This window comes from Stenotrophomonas sp. FW305-3-2-15-E-LB1 (assembly GCF_058787375.1).
The window spans coordinates 134,380-150,815 of record NZ_JBYSZR010000010.1 but is presented as its reverse complement, the minus strand read 5'-3'; the positions used below and the strand labels follow the sequence as shown (position 1 = coordinate 150,815).

Annotated in this window: 15 protein-coding genes; 7 read left to right on the top strand and 8 right to left on the bottom strand. The window is 67.4% G+C overall.

What is annotated here, in order from left to right:
* Both AC3WL7_RS10045 and AC3WL7_RS10040 read right to left on the bottom strand, forming a co-directional pair.
* Window positions 1-278: transposase (locus AC3WL7_RS10045; RefSeq protein ID WP_492750171.1), on the bottom strand; the 278-nt coding region annotated here is incomplete at its 3' end.
* A 499-nt stretch (window positions 279-777) separates the two neighbouring features.
* A complete protein-coding gene (locus AC3WL7_RS10040) occupies window positions 778-2,496 on the bottom strand; it encodes a thiamine pyrophosphate-dependent enzyme (protein WP_492750170.1) in 1,719 nt (572 codons plus the stop codon).
* 116 nt (window positions 2,497-2,612) lie between these two features.
* Between AC3WL7_RS10040 and AC3WL7_RS10035 the strand changes: the two genes are divergently transcribed.
* The gene (locus tag AC3WL7_RS10035; protein WP_492750169.1) at window positions 2,613-2,900 is read left to right on the top strand and encodes a hypothetical protein; all 288 of its coding nucleotides are present in this window, start codon (window positions 2,613-2,615) and stop codon (window positions 2,898-2,900) included.
* A gap of 17 nt (window positions 2,901-2,917) precedes the next feature.
* Window positions 2,918-3,229, top strand: a complete 312-nt coding sequence (locus tag AC3WL7_RS10030) for a hypothetical protein (RefSeq protein ID WP_492750168.1) — start codon at window positions 2,918-2,920, stop codon at window positions 3,227-3,229.
* A gap of 9 nt (window positions 3,230-3,238) precedes the next feature.
* Here AC3WL7_RS10030 and AC3WL7_RS10025 read toward each other — a convergent pair whose 3' ends face one another.
* On the bottom strand, window positions 3,239-4,096 hold the full coding sequence (locus tag AC3WL7_RS10025; protein ID WP_492750167.1) for an XAC2610-related protein: 858 nt from the start codon (window positions 4,094-4,096) through the stop codon (window positions 3,239-3,241).
* Window positions 4,097-4,132: 36 nt separating this feature from the next.
* The gene (locus AC3WL7_RS10020) at window positions 4,133-4,609 is read right to left on the bottom strand and encodes a DUF3574 domain-containing protein (protein ID WP_492750166.1); all 477 of its coding nucleotides are present in this window, start codon (window positions 4,607-4,609) and stop codon (window positions 4,133-4,135) included.
* Between the two features lie 242 nt (window positions 4,610-4,851).
* Here AC3WL7_RS10020 and AC3WL7_RS10015 point away from each other — a divergent pair, with 242 nt between their 5' ends.
* The 4 genes from AC3WL7_RS10015 to otsA all read left to right on the top strand — a co-directional run bounded on the left by AC3WL7_RS10015 (window position 4,852) and on the right by otsA (window position 11,357).
* Window positions 4,852-7,284, top strand: coding sequence for a TonB-dependent receptor plug domain-containing protein (locus AC3WL7_RS10015; protein ID WP_079222926.1), 2,433 nt, complete (start codon window positions 4,852-4,854; stop codon window positions 7,282-7,284).
* Window positions 7,285-7,416: 132 nt separating this feature from the next.
* Window positions 7,417-8,175, top strand: a complete 759-nt coding sequence (gene otsB, locus AC3WL7_RS10010) for a trehalose-phosphatase (RefSeq protein ID WP_492750165.1) — start codon at window positions 7,417-7,419, stop codon at window positions 8,173-8,175.
* Window positions 8,176-8,214: 39 nt separating this feature from the next.
* Entirely contained in the window at window positions 8,215-9,996 is a 1,782-nt protein-coding gene (locus AC3WL7_RS10005) for a glycoside hydrolase family 15 protein (RefSeq protein WP_079225357.1), read from the top strand.
* Window positions 9,993-11,357, top strand: coding sequence for an alpha,alpha-trehalose-phosphate synthase (UDP-forming) (otsA, locus tag AC3WL7_RS10000; RefSeq protein ID WP_108760499.1), 1,365 nt, complete (start codon window positions 9,993-9,995; stop codon window positions 11,355-11,357). The genes AC3WL7_RS10005 and otsA overlap by 4 nt, the downstream gene beginning before the upstream one ends.
* Window positions 11,358-11,431: 74 nt before the next feature.
* Here otsA and AC3WL7_RS09995 read toward each other — a convergent pair whose 3' ends face one another.
* Genes AC3WL7_RS09995 through rluD form a run of 3 tightly spaced genes read right to left on the bottom strand, consistent with a single transcriptional unit; the run spans window position 11,432 to window position 13,595 of the window.
* Entirely contained in the window at window positions 11,432-11,842 is a 411-nt protein-coding gene (locus AC3WL7_RS09995; protein ID WP_312738728.1) for a thiol-disulfide oxidoreductase DCC family protein, read from the bottom strand.
* Window positions 11,839-12,606, bottom strand: a complete 768-nt coding sequence (gene pgeF, locus AC3WL7_RS09990; RefSeq protein ID WP_492750164.1) for a peptidoglycan editing factor PgeF — start codon at window positions 12,604-12,606, stop codon at window positions 11,839-11,841. The genes AC3WL7_RS09995 and pgeF overlap by 4 nt, the downstream gene beginning before the upstream one ends.
* Window positions 12,606-13,595 (bottom strand): 23S rRNA pseudouridine(1911/1915/1917) synthase RluD, encoded by a 990-nt coding sequence (gene rluD / locus AC3WL7_RS09985; protein WP_079222931.1) that lies wholly within the window; start codon window positions 13,593-13,595, stop codon window positions 12,606-12,608. Before rluD ends, pgeF begins: the two co-directional genes overlap by 1 nt.
* Window positions 13,596-13,708: 113 nt before the next feature.
* On the opposite strand from rluD, the gene AC3WL7_RS09980 reads away from it, so the two are divergent.
* Window positions 13,709-14,596 (top strand): outer membrane protein assembly factor BamD, encoded by an 888-nt coding sequence (locus AC3WL7_RS09980; protein WP_079222932.1) that lies wholly within the window; start codon window positions 13,709-13,711, stop codon window positions 14,594-14,596.
* A gap of 117 nt (window positions 14,597-14,713) precedes the next feature.
* Here the strand turns inward: AC3WL7_RS09980 and AC3WL7_RS09975 are convergent, their stop codons facing one another.
* On the bottom strand, window positions 14,714-16,348 hold the full coding sequence (locus tag AC3WL7_RS09975) for an NAD+ synthase (RefSeq protein ID WP_492750163.1): 1,635 nt from the start codon (window positions 16,346-16,348) through the stop codon (window positions 14,714-14,716).
* Between the last annotated feature and the right edge of the window lie 88 nt (window positions 16,349-16,436).

The following is a 16,436-nucleotide window of genomic DNA, read 5'->3' as shown; positions in this document are numbered from 1 at the left end:
ACTGCGCCTGCGCTGCCGATCTGGAAAAACGTGGTGGCCTCGCGTGCGGACATGCCCTCATGACCCATCTTTTCCAGTACTTCCAGCTTGAACTGGAGGTCATAGGACCGGGGTTTGCGGTCAAACCCCTGCCGACCATGCAGTCGATAGGTCGCAGCCCACCGCCTGACCGTAGAGAACTCCAGGCCATGGCGCCGGGCAACGGCCTTGACCGATGTGGAAGTGCTGCAGGCCTCTTTGGCAACCTGCAATTTGAAACAAACCTCATATCTATTCATGTAACCCTCGGGGTCGGATCAGGTGTCCAACTCCCGGGGGTCACTTCACCCTGGGGGCTCGATGGCGCCATCCATGGCGCCAACGGTCCTGCGCAGCCCACCCCGCCCGGCCCCTGACGATTTCCTGCGCGCGCCGGCCACGGAAGAGAATCAGAAGATCAAAAGCAGGCTCTCGTTGTAGAGCCGAGCCCATGCTCGGCTGCTGTACGCGAGAGCCATGAGCCGAGCATGGCTCGGCTACAGAAGATCACTCCGATCATTCTTCCGCTATCCACGCATGGCGTGGATCTACCGGCCACCGGGAAACTGTCGAAGGCGGGGTGGGTCCGGTTGAGGGGGTGTGAGCGCCATGGATGGCGCGACCAAGCCCCCATGGATGGGTTTACGGCGTCCCCCTCAACCGGACCCACCCCGCCAACCCACGGATAGCCCGCTTTTGACGTTGACGTTGACGTTGATTCGGCAGGTGCAGGGCGCAGCCCTGCATCGCCCCCCACCCCTACTTTTTCAGGAAGTTGTCCACCAGCAGGTGCTTCACATCGTCGAAGCGGCCGTTCAACACCGCCTTGGCCGCATACAACGCCGTGCCCGCCACCTGCTTGGCTTCGATCTGCGGCGGCATCACCAGTTCCGCGCGGCTGGTATGCACATCCAGCAATGCCGGTCCACGCTGGGCCAGGAAGTCCAGTACCGCTTCCTCCAGATCCTCGCTGCGGGTCACCGTGCGGCCGTGGAAACCGATCACCTCGGCCAGGCGACCAAAATCGGGATTCTTCAGATCGGTGTAGTTGTCCAGCAGGCCTTCCACCTTCTGCTCCAGCTCGACGAAATTCAGTGAGCCGTTGTTGAACACCACCACCTTGATCGGCAGGTTTTCCTGCACGGCGGTCAGCAGGTCACCCAGCAGCATCGCCAGGCCACCATCGCCGGACAGCGAAATCACCTGCCGGCCGGGGAATGCCTTCTGCAGGCCCAGCGCCTGCGGCATCGCGTTGGCCATCGTGCCGTGCAGCAGGCTGGTCAGCGTGCGGCGGCGGCCGTTCACCCGGATATGGCGCAGTACCCAGACCATCGGCGAGCCACCGTCGGCGGTGAACAGGGCATCGTCGCTGGCGTGTTTGGACAGCAACGCGGTCAGGTGCTGCGGGTGGATCAGTTCGCCTTCGCCGGGCTGTTCTTCCTGTTCGCGCTTCTGCAGCGCCTTGTCCCGGTGCGTGATGCACTCGTCCAGGAAAGTGCTGTCCTCGCGCGGCGGCAGCATCGGCAGCAGCGCGTCCAGCGTCGGTGCGATATCGCCGACCACGCCCAGGCTCACCGGATGGCGGCGGCCGAGGTGGCTGCCATCGCGGTCGACCTGGATGATGGTCGCCTTGTCCGGGTAGAACTGGCCCCAGGCGAAGTCAGCGCCCAGCAGCAGCAGCGTGTCGCACTCCATCAGCGTGTGGAAGCCCGATTCGATGCCGAAGATGCCGGTCATGCCCATGTTGTAGGGGTTGTCCGGTTCGACGAAATCCTTGGCGCGCGAGGTGTGCGCCACCGGCGCCTGCAGCCGCCGTGCGAGTTCCAGCAGCTGCGCGTGCGCGCCCTGGCAACCGGCGCCGGCGTAGATGCCGATGCGCTTGCCCTGCCCCAGCAGCTCGGCGATGCGCTGCAGCTCCGCATCGGAGGGGCGAAGCACGGGCTGGGCGTAATGCACCGAGAACGGCACATCGTGCTTCACCTCCGCCTCGCTGATATCCGCCGGCAGGATCACCACTGCCACTCCGCGGCGACTGATCGCCGCCTGGCAGGCCAGCGCCACCACGCGCCGCGCCTGCTCGGGGCTGTGCACCTGCTCGCAGAACACCGTGCAACTTCCATAGACCGCCTTGAAATCCACTTCCTGCGGGAATTCCATGCCCAGTTCGCTGGTGACGATCTGGCTGGCGATCAGCACCATCGGCGCGCGGTTGCGGTTGCTTTCGAAGATGCCGTTGATGAAGTGCAGGCCACCGGGCCCGCAGGAACCGGCGCAGGCGGTCAGCTGCCCGCTCACCAGCGAATCAGCGCCGGCGGCGAAGGCGGCCACCTCTTCGTGGCGCACGTGCACCCATTCGATCTCGCTGCGATGCATCGCATCGGTCACGTGGTTCAAGGTATCGCCCACAATGCCGTAGCAGCGGCGGACGCCGGCCTGCTGAAGTGTGTCGATGACGATTTCTGCAACGCGCTTGCTCATGGGGGCACAGCCGGGGTTCGGGGGAACCCCGAGGCTAGACCCGGCCAAGTGATGCCACTGTGGGCATTGTGCAGGCTGATCCGATACATTGACGGCAGATTCCCCGGCCTGCCCCCATGCAGCTCATCCTGCACCGCGCTGAATCGCGCGACACCCTGAACTACCACGAACTGCAGTGGCTGCAGGGGCTCGACGCCACCCTGCATCCGCATCTGGCAACACTGCGTGCGCAGCCGCGCGGCAGCCTCGAGGGCACCACGCTCGCAACCGCGATGGACGAACTGCTGCAGTGCCTGGCCACCGTCCCCGGTGACGACATACAGCGCAGGGGCGGCCTGCGCCTGCTGCTGGTGTTTGCCGCCGCCCACCGCAATGGCCAGGCCGTAGCCTGGCAGACCCGCTGACCCGTACAGGAACTGACGTGGCCTTCGACCTCTACCTCGACAACGGGCGCGACCCGGAACAGCGTGCCTGGATTGCGCCGCACGAGGAAGCCATCCTCAGTTCCGATGCGCAGCGCTACCCGCAGCTGTGCCAGCTCGCGCGCGAGTTCTACGCGCAGCCCTCCATCTCGCCCGAGCAGTCACAGGCACTGGTGCAGGAAATCATCGGCCGCATGCTGGAGGAACCACTGGGCGCAGACTCGCCGCTGACCGAGGTGGCGCTGCGTCTGCTGGTGCTGTTCGGCCAAGCATATCGCCAGCGCAGCACCATCCGCTGCGTCGGTGATTGAACGCCTGTTTCAATCGTTGACGTTGACCCAGCCCTCGATCGCGCCGCGCTTCGGGTTGCGATAGCGCAGCTTCATCCAGCCGTCCTTTTCATCCAGCATCTCGACCCGGTCGCCCTGCAGCAGATAGCGCTTGGTGCTTGCAGCACCCGGGCGATCAAACAGGAACAGGCGCGCGGTCAGCACCGTGGCCTGCTGGCCGCGCAGCGGTGCATTGGCGGCCGGTGCACTCAGGCCATCGGCGATGGCGCTTTCCAGCACGCGGCCGGACGCATCATGGGTTCGCCAGACCGCCAGCGGGCCGTTTTCCTCGGTCCGATCCGGCTGCAGCGTGTTGTTCAATGTGTCGCCCAGACGCAGCACGTCCTCGGAGCGGTACAGATAGAGCGTGCTGCCATCGAAGCGGTATTGATCGGTGTACCACATCGGCCCGCCGCGGCAGCTGCTGGTCAGCGTGCGCGTGGCGGCATCAACGGTGAGGCCCATCAGGCCGCCGCAGTTGTCACGGCCATGGGTCCGGGCCTGCAGCGCGCGGAAACCGCCGCTGGCCGGATCGTAGCGATACACCGCCACCGCTTCGTTGACCATGCCGACCGACGCCCGCGCAACCAGCTCCGGGCGCCCATCGAAATCGATATCCTCGGCAGACAGGCGGGAATTGCCGTCGACATCGGGAGCCCCCGGCAGACTCTGCCGCTTGCCAGAGGGCAGCACCTGCACGGCAATGCTGCCACCCTCCGTCACCTCAGCCTGCACGCGGACGCCGGGCGCCGCCTCGAAGCGCAGCGGCGCATTGCTTTCAGCGGCATGCGCCAGCGGCATCATCAGGCCCGCCAGCAGCAGGCCCATCACGGTGTCCCTGTGTCTCATCGTCGTTCCCTGCGGCGCCACGGTGGCGCCTCCAGGTCAGAACGATACGTCAACTGCCTGCCGCGACCACAGCACCGACTGGTGCTTGGCCTGCTGCTTCCACGCCAGGCGGATCGCTTCGATGTCGGCACGACGCTGCGGGCTGTCTTCATGCAGCACCACCAGCACCTTGGTGCGCAGGCGGTTGGGCGAGGTATCACCGCGGAACAGCCACTGGCCGTAGGCATCGAACACCGTCAGGCCATCGGGGAAACGCGGGGTCACTTCCTTGTCCAGGAAGGCGCGCCACTGCGCCTCGCTGATGGTGTCGGCCTGCGGCCGGTTGCCCGCGCCCTGCTCCTCACCCACGCCGAAGTACAGCTCGCTGCGCACCCAGCCCTGGCCGTTGGACGGCCGCGCGGCGTCGCCCTGCATCTCGGCGGTGGTGGCATAGGCGCTGGGCGCCTTCGAGGACAGGCTGGCGCAGCCGCTGGTCGCCAGCAGCACGGCAAAGATCAGGCCAAGGTGTTTCATGGGGGACAGCACTCCGGGGAAGGGGAAAAGCACGACGAAGGGGCACGGAGGGTACACCTGCGTTTCGGTTGCGGCTGCAACCAATCACTCATGCCACAGGGGCATCAGCTGATGCGATTGGAAGCGGGGCTTGCGTCACACCCCCTCCTCACGCCAAGATAATATATCGCTTCATCCGGATGGATGTAAGTGAAACCTTCCCTCCCCCGCCCCTTCCCCACGTCGTTGCTGCTGGAGTCCGCATGTCCCCCCGCCTGTCCGCGTCGCCGCTTGGCCTCGCCATCGCGCTCGCCCTGTCCCCCGCCCTCGCTTCTGCCCAGGATGCGGCCACCAACCTGGACACGGTGATCGTCACCGGCACCCGCGCCGCCGACCGCACCGTGCTCGAGTCCACCTCGCCGGTGGACGTGCTCACCGCCGAGGACATCCGCAAGGCCGGCGTGGTCAATGGCGAGCTGGGCAGTGCGCTGCAGGCCCTGCTGCCGTCGTTCAACTTCCCGCGCCAGTCCAACTCCGGCGGCGCCGACCACGTGCGCGCCGCGCAGCTGCGTGGCCTGTCGCCTGACCAGGTGCTGGTGCTGGTGAACGGCAAGCGCCGCCACCACACCGCACTGGTCAACACGGACAGCAAGATCGGCAAGGGCACCACCCCGGTCGATTTCAACTCGATCCCGGTCAGCGCCATCAAGCGCATCGAAGTGCTGCGTGATGGCGCCGGCGCCCTGTACGGCTCCGATGCCGTGGCCGGCGTGATCAACGTGATCCTGGACAACGGCGGCGACGGCGGCGAGATCGAAGCCAGCTACGGCGCCAACCACACCGACCTCAAGCCGATCGGCCGCACCCTCACCGATGGCCAGGCCGGCAACATCAGCGCCAAGGTCGGCACGTCGCTGGGCGAGGACGGCGGCTTCCTGCGCGTAGGCCTGGAATACAAGAAGCGCAACGGCACCAACCGCGCCGGCTACGACCTGATCCCGCCGTGGGACCAGACCGAGGCCAACCTGGCGCTGCAGGGCAAACGCAACTACGTGCTCGGCGATGGCGCCAGCAAGGACATCAACCTGTGGCTGAACACCGAGATTCCGGTGGGCAAAACCGCAACGTTCTATGCCTTCGGCACCTTCAACCAGCGCGACACCGAAGGCGCGAACTACTTCCGCTACCCCGACGGCGATGCCAACTGGAAGGAGGTCTACCCGAACGGTTACCGCCCGATTTCCGAAGGCGAGAACCGCGACGTGCAGGCCGTGGCCGGCGTGCGTGGCCAGTGGGGCGAGTGGAGCTATGACGGCAGCGTGGATTACGGCCAGAACGACTTCACCTACCGCCTGCGCGATTCGATCAATGCCTCGCTGGGCCCGACCAGCCCGACCCGCTTCAAGACCGCCGATTACCAGTACGCGCAGACCGTGGGCAACCTCGACCTGAGCCGCGTGTTCTCGCAGAGCGACAGCATCACCCACACCCTGGGCCTGGGCGCGGAAGTGCGCCACGAGCGCTACCAGACGCGTCCGGGTGACCCGTCCAGCTATGCGGCCGGCCCGTACACCGATCGCCCGACCGGCTCGCAGGCCGGTGGTGGCCTCACCCCGCAGGATGCCGCGTCGCTGGCGCGCGACGTGGCCAGTGCCTATGCCAGCCTGTCCAGCCAGTTCGGCGACCACTTCTCCACCGACCTGGCCGCGCGCTACGAGCACAGCGACGATTTCGGCGGCGAGCTGACTGGCAAGCTCGGCCTGCGCTACGAGTTCACCCCGGCCTTCGCCCTGCGCGGTGCCATCTCCAACAACTTCCGCGCGCCATCGCTGGCACAGATCGGCTACGAATCCACGTCCACCGGCTACAACGCCGCTGGCCAGCTGGTGCAGGGCCGCCTGCTGTCGGTCAACAACCCGATCGCCCGCGGCCTCGGCGCGCAGGACCTGAAGCCGGAAAAATCGCTCAATACCTCGCTGGGTTTCACCAGCCGCATCGGTGAGCACTTCGACCTGTCGCTGGATTTCTTCCAGATCGACATCGACGACCGCATCGCGCTGTCGGAAAGCATCACCGGCGATGCGCTGACCGACTTCGTGGCCGCCAACTACGGCGTCACCGGCCTGCAGAGTGCCAGCTTCTTCGTCAACGCCGCCGATACCCGCACACGTGGCGCCGAGCTGGTGACCAACTGGCGCCAGGCACTGGGCGATGGCCAGCTGCTGCTGACCGGCACCTATGCCTACACCAAGACCACGCTGAAGAACGTGCTGGCCACCCCGTCCCAGCTGCAGGCGCTGGACGCGGATTACGTGCTGTTCGGCATCGAGGAAACCAACACGCTGACCGACGCGACCCCGCGCACCCGTGCCAGCTTCTCGGCCGCCTGGAGCAACGACCACTGGTCGCTGAGCAGCCGCGTGAACCGCTACGGCAGCGCCACCCGCGTGTTCAATTTCGGCGATGGCTACATTCCGCGCCAGACCTACCAGGCCGAGTGGCAGCTGGATGCGGAAGTGGAATACCGCTTCAACAAGCAGTGGAGCGTGGCCATCGGCGGGCAGAACCTGACGGACAACTACCCGGACAAGTCCAACGACGATATCTACTACTACGGCAACCTGCCGTATGACGTGCTGTCGCCGATCGGCAGCAACGGCGCGTACTACTACGGCCGCGTGCGTTACACGTTCTGACCGCTTCTGGTGGGTGCGGACCGTTGGTCCGCACTGCCCTTCCGTGCCGACCAACGGTCGGCACCCACCAGCCAGGCAGCTGTCGCCCCGCCTCGACCTGTCCTACACGCCGCCGCTGGCAAGCTGGTCGGCATGGCTGAACCGCTCCCCCTGCGTCCGCCACCGCCATTGCTGGACGACGCCTGTGCGTTGTTCCTCGATGTCGACGGCACCCTCATAGAATTCGCTGCGCGCCCGGATGCCGTGCAGCTCCTGCCGGATGTGCGTGAAGCCATCGGCCGTATCAGTGATCGCCTCGAAGGCGCGGTCGCCCTCGTCAGTGGTCGTCCACTGGAACAGCTGGACCAGCTGTTCGCCCCCCTGCAGCTGCCCGCCGCCGGCCTGCATGGCCACGAACTGCGTGGCGAGGACGGGCGCGTGCTGCGTGAAGAACAGGACGATGACACCGCCGAATGGCTGCATGCCCTGCACCAGCAGGCCATGCGTTTCGCCCACGGCTATCCCGGCGTGCTGGTGGAGGAAAAGGGTGCCGGCCTGGCCCTGCACTGGCGTGGCGCACCGCATGCCGCCAGTGATGTACGCACCTTCGCCGAGCGCCATGTGCGCGGTCGCCCCAGCTATCGCCTGCAACCCGGTGACCATGTGGTCGAGTTCGTCCCCGTCGGCACCGACAAGGGCCGCGCCGTGCGCCGGCTGATGCAGTACCTGCCGTTCCGTGGCCGCCTGCCGGTTTTCCTGGGCGATGACCTCACCGATGAGTTCGGCTTCGAGGCCGCCAACGGACAGCACGGCTGGAGCGTGCTGATCGGCGAACGTGAACCCAGCGCGGCGGTGTTCGCGCTGCCTGACATACGCAGCGTGCACGCCTGGCTGCGTGAGAATGCGTATTGACCCGGCCACCCCACGGCCGCAACCGAGATGTACCGCGTGATGACCCAACCCGATCTTGATCTGGGCGTGGTCGGCAACGGCAGCTTCGGCGCCCTGGTCGACAAACATGCCCGCGTTGTCTGGAGCTGCCTGCCCACCTTCGACGGCGACCCTACGTTCTGCGCCCTGCTGGGGCCCAACCAGCAGACCGGCGGCGATTTCGCCATCGAGCTTGAGGACTTCGCCAGCAGCGAGCAGGAATACCTGACCAACACCGCGATCCTGCGCACCGTGCTGCACGACAGCCACGGCGGTTCGCTGGAAATCCTCGACTTCGCCCCACGCTGGCGGCAGAACGACCGCTTCTACCGTCCGGTCAGCCTGATCCGCCAGGTGCGGCCGCTCACCGGCAGCCCGCGCATCACCGTGCTGGCGCGCCCGTTGGCCGACTGGGGCGCCCGCGTGCCCGAATCGACCTGGGGCAGCAACCACGTGCGCTGGATCCTGCCCGAACACGTGCTGCGCCTGACCACCGACGTGCCCGTGCGCATGGTGCGCGAAGGCCTGCCGTTCGTGCTCAACCACCCCATCCATCTGATCCTGGGCGTGGATGAATCGCTCAACCGCTCCATCAGCGGCTACGTGCAGGAAGCCTTCCAGCGCACCCGCGATTACTGGCGCGAATGGGTGCGCTACCTGTCCATTCCGCTGGAATGGCAGGACGCGGTCATCCGCAGCGCGATCACCCTGAAGCTGTGCCAGTACGAGGACAGCGGCGCGATCATCGCAGCGATGACCACCTCCATTCCGGAAGCGCCCGGCAGCGTGCGCAACTGGGATTACCGCTACTGCTGGCTGCGCGATGCGGCGTTCGTGGTGCGCGCACTGAACCGCCTCGGCGCGACGCGCACGATGGAGCAGTTCCTCGGCTACATCTTCAATCTGGCCACCACCGACGGCACCCTGCAGCCGCTGTACGGCATCGGCTTTGAAGCCAAGCTGGACGAAGACGAAGTGCCGAGCCTGTCCGGCTACCGTGGCATGGGCCCGGTCCGCCGCGGCAACCTGGCCTGGGTGCAGCGCCAGCACGATGTCTATGGCAGCGTGGTACTGGCATCCACCCAGCTGTTCTTCGACCGCCGCCTGCAGGACCCGGGCGATGCGCACACCTTCGCGCGGCTGGAGCCGCTGGGCGAGCAGGCCTTCGCCCTGCATGACGTGCCCGATGCCGGCCTGTGGGAGTTCCGCGGCCGCACCGAAGTGCATACCTACACCAGCGCGATGTGCTGGGCCGCCTGCGACCGCCTGTGCAAGATCGCCGTGCGCCTCAAGCGCGACGATCGCGCGAACTACTGGCGCGAGCGCGCCGACACCATCCACGCCCGCATCATGGAAAAGGCGTGGAGCGAGGAGCTTGGCCACTTCACCGACACCTTCGACGGCCACCGCCTGGATGCATCGCTGCTGCTGCTGGCTGACATCGGTTTCATCGATGCACTGGACGCCCGCTTCGTCGCCACCGTCGAGGCGATCGGCCGCGACCTCAAGCACGGCAATTCGCTGTACCGCTACGTGGCACCGGATGATTTCGGCGAGCCGGAAACCAGCTTCACCATCTGCACGTTCTGGTACATCGATGCGCTGGCGGCGATCGGCCGCATGGACGAAGCGCGCGAGATGTTCGAACTGCTGTTGAAGCAGCGCAACCACCTGGGCCTGCTCTCCGAAGACCTGGCCTTCGATGGTGGCGAAGCGTGGGGCAATTTCCCGCAGACCTATTCGCACGTCGGCCTGATCACCGCCGCCATGCGCCTGTCGCGTTCCTGGCAGGAGGCGTCGTGAGTCGTCTGGTCGTAGTGTCCAACCGGGTGGCCGTACCCGGTGAAAGCCGCGCCGGCGGCTTGGCTGTGGGCCTGCTTGCTGCACTGAAGGAACGCGGCGGCATGTGGTTCGGCTGGAGCGGCAAGAACGCGAAGGATGCCAGCGGCACGCTGCACCAGCAGAAGGACGGTGACATCGAATACGTCACCATGGACCTGGCCAAGCGCGATGTGGATGGCTACTACAACGGCTTTTCCAACCGCACGCTGTGGCCGCTGCTGCACTTCCGCCTGGACCTGGTCGACTATGATCGCGGCACCCGCGAGACCTACCACAAGGTCAATGCGCTGTTCGCCGACAAGCTCGCGCCGCTGCTGCGCGAGGACGACATCGTCTGGATCCACGACTATCACCTGATACCGCTGGGCGCGATGCTGCGCGAGCGCGGCATCGGCTGCAGGATCGGCTTCTTCCTGCATATCCCGATGCCGTCGGCCGACCTGCTGCAGGCCATGCCCGACCACCTGCGGCTGTTCTCCTCGCTCTATGCCTACGATCTGGTCGGCTTCCAGACCCAGCGCGACGCCGACCGCTTCCAGACCTACCTGCGCCTGTTCGGCGGTGGCCGCGTACTGGACGATGGCCGGCTGGAGGCCCCCGGTGGGCGCCGCTTCCGCGCGGCAGCCTTCCCGATCGGCATCGATACCGACCTCATCGCCCGCCAGGCGGCAACGGCAGCGACCAAGCCCTCGGTGAAGAACCTGCGCAGCAGCCTGCGCGACCGCCAGCTGGCCATCGGCGTGGACCGCCTGGACTATTCCAAGGGCCTGCCCGAGCGCTTCCAGGGCTTCGAACGCTACCTGGAGCGCCACCCCGACCAGCGCGGCTCGCTGACCTACCTGCAGATCGCCCCGGTCTCACGCGGCGATGTCACCGAGTACCGGCAGCTGCGCAGCCAGCTGGAGCAGATTGCCGGGCACATCAACGGTGGCCACGCCGAGCCCGACTGGACCCCGCTGCGCTACGTCAACCAGAACTTCACCCACGCCACGCTGACCGGCTTCTACCGCGCTGCCGCCGTGGGCCTGGTTACCCCGCTGCGCGATGGCATGAACCTGGTGGCCAAGGAGTACGTGGCCTCGCAGGACCCGGATGATCCCGGCGTACTGGTGCTGTCACTGCTGGCCGGTGCCGCTGATGAACTGAAGCAGGCGCTGCTGGTGAACCCGCACGACCTGGACGGCGTGGCCGATGCCATCGCCACCGCGGCGACGATGTCGCTGCGCCGGCGCCAGGAACGCTGGCACGCGATGATGGACCACCTGCGCACGTACGACATCAACCACTGGCGCCGCAGCTACCTGGAAGCGCTGGAGGCCTGATCACCCACGCCGGGCGTGGCCCGGCGCTACCTTGGTCCGTGCACCTGGTAGCGCCGGGCCACGCCCGGCGGCGGTCAGTCCAGGAACCGCGCGGCCTGTTCCGGACCCGGCAGGTAACAGGCGTCGTGCCGGCCGAACCAGCGATAGCGGTTGCGCGCCAGCGCGCGATAGGCCACGTCGCGCCAACCACGTGGCAGCAGGCGCAGCACGCCGGCCACGCGCCACAGGCCACCCAGCCCCGTCAGCACGCGCAGGATCGCGTCGGTGTCGGTCCAGGCGCCCTGCGCGTCCACCAGCAGGAAGGACAGCGGGTCGTTCGGGTCCAGGCCATGGGCGCGCAGCAGGGCGCTGCCCTGTGCACCCTGCATCGCCGCGAAGCGGTAACGCCCCTGCCGGTCAAACCGCAGCAGGAAACGCACCCAGCGGCTGCACAGCGCGCAGACACCGTCGAAGACGATCACTGCCGGCGCTGCGGGCGCATTCATGCCATCCACACCAGCGTGGCCATGCGCCCCGTACGGCGGTCGCGGCGGTGCGAGTACAGGTCCGGGTCGGCCATGGTCGAGACCGTGCCGCCATGGATGCTGGCCGCATCCAGCCCGGCGGCCTGCAGGCGCTGCCGGGCCAGGGCGAACAGGTCCACTTTCCAGTGCCCGGCGCGGGTGGCGATGAAGGCCGCTTCCGCGCCCGGATCGTGGCCAACGAAGGCGTGGTAGACCACTTCACCGATTTCATAGTCCTGCGGGCCGGCTGCCGGCCCCAGCCAGGCACGCAGCTCCGCCGGCGGGGTATTCATGGCAGCCACGGTGTCTTCCAGCATGCCGTCGGCCAGGCCACGCCAGCCGGCATGCGCCGCCCCCACCTCGCTGCCATCGGCGGCGGCGAACACCACCGGCAGGCAGTCAGCGGTGAGGATGGCCAGCACCACGCCCGGCACCGAGGTCACCGCGGCGTCGGCCACCGGCTCGCTGGCACCGGCCACCGGTGCCGCGTCGAAACGCAGCACGGTGGTGCCATGCACCTGGCGCAGCCAGTGCGGTGCCGATGGCAGGGCCAGGCCCTGCTGCAGCAGCTGCCGGTTGTGCTCGACGTTGGCCGGGGTATCGCCGTCGGCCGCGTGCCGGTTGCCCAGGTTGAACTGCGCGAACGGCGCCGGCGATATGCCCGCGCCATGCCGGCGCGTGGTCAGCGCGCGGACGCCCGCAGGCGCCGGCCAGTCGGCCTGCAGCAGCGGCAGCGTGGCGTCCATCACCAGCGGTCCCGCTCGCGCTCGGCAAAGGCCGCGCTGTCTTCACGCAGCACCTTCATCAGGTGCAGCATGTCCGCCGGCACCGGTGCGGTATTGCGCACCTGCTCGCCGGTGATCGGGTGCACGAACTCCAGGGTTTCCGCGTGCAGGGCCTGGCGCTTGAAGCCGCGCAGGGCCGCGACCAGCTCATCGCTGGCGCCCTTGGGCAGCTTCAGCGCGCCGCCGTACAGCGGGTCACCCACGATCGGGTGGCGGATGTGCGCCATGTGCACGCGGATCTGGTGGGTGCGGCCGGTTTCCAGGCGGCATTCCAGCGCGGTGTGCGCACGGAAGCGCTCGCGCAGGCGGTAATGGGTGATCGCTTCCTTGCCGTCCTCGCGCACGCCCATCTTCAGGCGGTCGCGCGGGTGGCGATCGATCGGGGCATCGGCGGTACCGCCGGCCACCAGGGCGCCCATCACGATGGCCAGGTACTGGCGGTGCACGTCACGCGCGGCCAGCTGCTCGACCAGCGCGGTCTGCGCTTCCAGGGTGCGCGCCACCACCATCACGCCGCTGGTGTCCTTGTCCAGGCGGTGCACGATGCCCGCGCGCGGCAGCACCGCCACCGACGGGTCGCGGTACAGCAGGGCGTTGACCAGGGTGCCGCTGTGGTTGCCGGCGCCCGGGTGGACCACCAGGCCCACCGGCTTGTTGATCACCAGCAGGTGCTCGTCCTCGAACAGCACGTCCAGCGGGATGTCCTCCGGCTGGGCGTCGGTCTGGGTGTCCAGCACCACGTTCAGGGTGACGGCCTCGCCGCCGCGCAGCGGGTCGCGCGGGCGGGCCTGGGCGCCGTCCAGCAGCACATTGCCGGATTTGATCCACTCGGTCAGGCGCGAGCGCGAGTATTCGGGGAACAGCTCGGCCACGACCGCGTCGAAACGGCGGCCGGCGGAGGTGTCGGGGACGATGGCCTGGCGGGCCGATTCGGAGGATTGTTCAGACATGGCAGGGGGGTATCTTCGAAATTTTGGGGTCCGGCCGACCGGTTTCAGTCGCTGGACAGGACACTAGGCTATCATCGACCCTTCGTATTCCAGACGCGTCCCGCCTTGACCCCATGATCCGACGCTCCTCCATGCTCTCCGCGCCCGTCCGCCTCACCGCCCTGCTGCTGGTGCTGGTCATCGCCGCCACCGGTTGCCATCGCGGCGCCAAGAAGGGTGATCGCCCCGATGAAGGAACGCCGGTCGAACAACTGTACGACAAGAGCCACTCGCTGATGCAGGGCGGCAACTGGAGCGGCGCCGAAGCCAGCTTCCGTCGCCTGGTGGCGCAGTACCCGTATGGCCCGTACACCGAGCAGGCGATGATCGAAACCGCCTACGCCCAGTACAAGGCCGGCAAGCACGATGACGCCGTGTCCAGCATCGACCGCTTCATCCGTACCTACCCGACCCACCGCAACATCGCCTACCTGTACTACCTGCGCGGCCTGGCCAACTCCAACCGCAATACGGTTTTCCTGCGTCGCGTATGGTCTCTGGACCCGAGCCGCCGCGATCTGTCCACGCCGCACCAGGCGTATTCGGACTTCAACATCGTGGTCGACCGCTACCCGAACAGCCGCTATGCCGCCGATGCGCGCCAGCGGATGATCGAGCTGCGTGACGTGTTCGCCCAGCACGAGCTGGACAACGCCCTGTATTACCTGCGTCGCGAGGCCTATGTCTCGGCCGCCGGCCGCGCCAACTACCTGCTGGAAACCTACCCGCAGAGCGCCTTCCAGTACGACGCCGTGGCGGTGCTGGGCGAGGCCTACACCCACCTGGGCAACAAGACCCTGGCCGACGACGCCCGTCGCGTGCTGACGCTGAACCAGCCGCAGCACCCGTGGCTGGAAGGCAACTGGCCGAAGTACCCGTGGATGATCCGCAAGCTGAACCCGTTCGCCGGCGAGAAGTCGGCCAGCACCGGCCAGCGCAACGCGCGGCTGGAAAAGAAATAAAGAAAAGGGCCCCGCAAGGGGCCCTTCTTCTTTATCCACGCATGGCGTGGCTCTACTGTAGATCCACGCCATGCGTGGATGACCCGGCAGCGCCGGGCCATGCCCGGCGACCGCCGATCAGCTCTTGTAGCCGTTGCTGATCGGGTACCGGCGCTCGCGGCCGAACGCCCGGCGCGAAACCTTCGGGCCCGGCGCCGCCTGGTGCCGCTTCCACTCGCTGATGCGCACCAGGCGCAGCACGCGGTCCACCACGGCCGCGTCATAGCCGGCCGCCACGATCTCCGTGCGCGACTGCTCCTGGTCCACGTAGCGGTACAGGATGCCGTCCAGCACGTCATAGGCCGGCAGCGAATCCTGGTCCAGCTGGTTGTCGCGCAGCTCGGCCGACGGCGGGCGGCTGATCACCGCCGGCGGGATCACCGGCGCGCCGCCCACGGTGTTGCGCCACTTGGACAGGCCGAACACCTCCGTCTTGTACAGGTCCTTCAGCGGCGCGTAGCCGCCGCACATGTCACCGTAGATGGTGGCGTAACCGACCGCATACTCGCTCTTGTTGCCGGTGGTCAGCAGCAGGCCGCCGAACTTGTTGGCCAGCGCCATCAGGATCACGCCACGGCTGCGCGACTGCAGGTTTTCCTCGGTCACGTCCGGCGTGGTGCCCTCGAACATCGGCGCCAGCGACTCCATCAGGCCCTTGAAAGCCGGCTCGATGGAGACCGCCTCCAGCTTCACGCCCAGTACCTGGCACTGCTCGGCCGCCAGGTCGTTGGACAGGCCAGCGGTATAGCGCGACGGCAGGCGCACGGCGGTGACGTTCTCCGCCCCCATCGCGTCGACCGCCAGGGCCAGCACCAGGGCCGAATCGATGCCGCCGGACAGGCCCAGCCACACCTTCTTGAAACCGTTCTTGCCACAGTAGTCCTGGATGCCGCGGGTCACCGCGCGCCATGCCAGCGCATCCATGCTCTCGTCGCCATCGTCCATCCACACATGCGGCAGGAAGCGGCGGGTTTCGCCGTCGTAGTCCACCACCAGCCACTGGTCAACGAAGGCGGCGGCCGCCGGATGCACCGTGCCGTCGCCATCGGCCACCACGGAGGCGCCGTCAAACACCAGCGCATCCTGGCCACCGACCACGTTGAGGTAGGCAATCGCTGCCCCGCTCTCGCGGGTGCGCGCGGCCAGCACGGCGTCACGCTGGGCGTGCTTGCCCCGCTCGTACGGCGAAGCGTTGGGGACCACCACCAGCTGCGCGCCCTCGCGCACCGTGTCGGCCAGCGGCTCGGCGAACCACAGGTCCTCGCAGATCAGCAGGCCGACCGGCACGCCGTTCACGTCGAACACGCAGCTGCCGCCGTCCGGATCCACGTCGAAGTAACGGCGCTCGTCGAACACCGCATAGTTGGGCAGCTCGCGCTTGCGGTAGGTGCGCTCGACCAGGCCGTCGCGCAGCACGCTGGCGGCGTTGTAGACCACCGCACCGGCGGCCTGCGGCCAGCCGACCACGGCCGTGATGCCACGGCAGGCAGCGGCGATGCGGCCCATCGCCTGTTCGCACTCGTACAGGAAGCCCGGGCGCAGCAGCAGGTCTTCCGGCGGATAGCCGCTGACCGCCAGCTCGGGGAACATCACCAGCTCGGCGCCGTACTCCTCGCGCGCCTGGCCGATCATCTCGATGATGCGCTCGGTGTTGCCGGCGACATCGCCGACCGGGAAATCGAACTGCGCCATCGCGATGCGGATCGAAGCCATGGGAATCCAGCCTGTGGTTGCAATGCGGCCATTGTAGCGCCGCCTGCCTGACGGGCACCGCCTCACCCTGCCCTGCGGCCCCCGGTGG

Coding starts and splice junctions, on each gene's coding strand:
- rluD (WP_079222931.1), bottom strand. CDS start 13,595: ATGTCTGAACAATCCTCCGAATCGGCCCGCCAGGCCATCGTCCCCGAC.
- AC3WL7_RS09980 (WP_079222932.1), top strand. CDS start 13,709: ATGATCCGACGCTCCTCCATGCTCTCCGCGCCCGTCCGCCTCACCGCC.
- AC3WL7_RS10015 (WP_079222926.1), top strand. CDS start 4,852: ATGTCCCCCCGCCTGTCCGCGTCGCCGCTTGGCCTCGCCATCGCGCTC.
- AC3WL7_RS10025 (WP_492750167.1), bottom strand. CDS start 4,096: ATGAGACACAGGGACACCGTGATGGGCCTGCTGCTGGCGGGCCTGATG.
- otsB (WP_492750165.1), top strand. CDS start 7,417: ATGGCTGAACCGCTCCCCCTGCGTCCGCCACCGCCATTGCTGGACGAC.
- AC3WL7_RS10005 (WP_079225357.1), top strand. CDS start 8,215: ATGACCCAACCCGATCTTGATCTGGGCGTGGTCGGCAACGGCAGCTTC.
- AC3WL7_RS10040 (WP_492750170.1), bottom strand. CDS start 2,496: ATGAGCAAGCGCGTTGCAGAAATCGTCATCGACACACTTCAGCAGGCC.
- AC3WL7_RS09995 (WP_312738728.1), bottom strand. CDS start 11,842: ATGAATGCGCCCGCAGCGCCGGCAGTGATCGTCTTCGACGGTGTCTGC.
- AC3WL7_RS10035 (WP_492750169.1), top strand. CDS start 2,613: ATGCAGCTCATCCTGCACCGCGCTGAATCGCGCGACACCCTGAACTAC.
- AC3WL7_RS09975 (WP_492750163.1), bottom strand. CDS start 16,348: ATGGCTTCGATCCGCATCGCGATGGCGCAGTTCGATTTCCCGGTCGGC.
- AC3WL7_RS10020 (WP_492750166.1), bottom strand. CDS start 4,609: ATGAAACACCTTGGCCTGATCTTTGCCGTGCTGCTGGCGACCAGCGGC.
- pgeF (WP_492750164.1), bottom strand. CDS start 12,606: ATGGACGCCACGCTGCCGCTGCTGCAGGCCGACTGGCCGGCGCCTGCG.